This window comes from Micrococcus sp. ACRRV (assembly GCF_022346985.1).
GTDB lineage: Bacteria > Actinomycetota > Actinomycetes > Actinomycetales > Micrococcaceae > Micrococcus > Micrococcus porci.
The window spans coordinates 1-1,531 of sequence record NZ_JAKRNH010000196.1 but is presented as its reverse complement, the minus strand read 5'-3'; the positions used below and the strand labels follow the sequence as shown (position 1 = coordinate 1,531).

Genomic DNA, 1,531 nt, shown 5'->3' with positions numbered 1-1,531 from the left:
GGTTCATGGGGAGGTTCCGTTCGGTGGAGGGGCGGAGGGGTCGCGGCGTCCGGGCGGGACGCCCGGTCCGGCCGGCCCGCCCGCCGAGGCGGACGGGCCGGCCGGGGCGCACCGGGTCGGGCTCAGGCGATGGCGACGGCCTTGCCCTTGCGGAGGATGTACCAGCGGACGGTGGCCACGAAGGCGGAGCCCACGCCGAAGCCGAACGCGGCGCCCACGAGGGTCAGGGCCAGGCCTCCGACCTGGACGGCGTTGACGATCTGGGAGGCGGCGGAGGCGGAGATGCCGAGCGAGCCGGCCACCCAGGCGAGGGTGACACCGCCGACGATCAGGCCGATCACGGACAGGGAGGCGGCGACACCGACGGAGCGGCGGGTGGCGGCGGAGTCGAGGGCGACGAGCGAGGTGGACATGGGTTCTCCTTCGATGGGGATCCCGCGGGATCCGGTGTGGTGGTCGTCGGCCGCGGGATCTCTCCTGCTCCGACACCACTGAATCTACGGAGGGCCACACAGCCCGAATACAGCCGTTCCGGCAGGCTCAGCGTGCCGTTCGGGCATGATCCCCGAGCCGTTCGGGCAGGGGGCGCACCCGTTCGGGCAGGGGGCCGCACGGGCCGAGGGAGCCCTCTGACCGCCCCGCACATGACGCCGCCCCGTCACCGGAGGCGGTGACGGGGCGGGGGAGGCCGCCCGAACGGACGGAGGGGACGCGGCGTCAGCCCGGGATCGAGACGAGGCCGGCCCGGACCCCCAGCACGAGGGCCTGCACGCGGTTGTTGGCCCCGAGCTTGTGCATCACGCGGGCGAGGTTGGACTTGACCGTGGAGTCGGACACGTAGAGACGGGCGGCCATCTCCTGGTTGGTCAGGCCCTCGGCCAGCAGCTCCAGCACGTCCTGCTCCCGGGGTGTCAGTGCCTCGGGCAGGTCGCGGGGCGACGCCGGGGCGTCCGTGCGCGGAGCGACGCCCGAGCGCAGCAGCAGGTCCACCACCTCCCGGGCGATGCTCGGGCCCAGGGCCATGGTCCCGGCCTCCACGGCCCGCACGGCGCGGACCAGACCCTCGGCGTCCGTGTCCTTGGTGAGGTAGCCGGCGGCACCGTTGGCCAGCGCCGGGGAGAGGTAGTCCTCCGTGGTCATGGACGTCACCACGAGCACCTTCGCCTCCGGGTGCTCCCGCATGATCCGCCCCGTGGCCTCCACACCGTCCAGCACCGGCATCCGCAGGTCCATGAGGACCACGTCGGGTCGCAGGCGCTCGTGCTCGGCCACCCCGGCGGCGCCGTCGGAGGCGGTGCCGACCACCCGTATCCCGGGGTCGGCCTCGAGGATCATCGTATAGGCCTGGGTGAGGAGGGGCTCGTCCTCCACGATCAGCACGGTGATGGCGTCCATGCGGCCACCCTAGTGGCCCCGACCCCGTCGCTTCGGGCAGCCGACCATGCCCGAAAGGACAGGCGGGTGTGCCGGAACGGGCGTCGCGGATCCCTCCCCCGGGCGGGCAGGCTCGAGGGCATGACCACCACCACCG

2 protein-coding genes are annotated in these 1,531 nt (G+C 73.7%); both read right to left on the bottom strand.

Annotated features, from left to right (window positions below; translation table 11 throughout):
- Positions 1 to 122: 122 nt before the first annotated feature.
- Positions 123 to 413 carry an uberolysin/carnocyclin family circular bacteriocin gene (locus tag MHY29_RS12365; RefSeq protein WP_255612643.1) on the bottom strand — a complete coding sequence of 97 codons (291 nt, stop codon included), beginning with the start codon at positions 411 to 413 and terminating at the stop codon, positions 123 to 125.
- 304 nt (positions 414 to 717) lie between these two features.
- On the bottom strand, positions 718 to 1,395 hold the full coding sequence (locus MHY29_RS12045) for a response regulator transcription factor (RefSeq protein ID WP_224356117.1): 678 nt from the start codon (positions 1,393 to 1,395) through the stop codon (positions 718 to 720).
- Positions 1,396 to 1,531: the final 136 nt, after the last annotated feature.

Excerpts from the sequence above, each read along its gene's own strand:
- MHY29_RS12365 (WP_255612643.1), bottom strand. The coding sequence starts at position 413 with ATGTCCACCTCGCTCGTCGCCCTCGACTCCGCCGCCACCCGCCGCTCC.
- MHY29_RS12045 (WP_224356117.1), bottom strand. The coding sequence starts at position 1,395 with ATGGACGCCATCACCGTGCTGATCGTGGAGGACGAGCCCCTCCTCACC.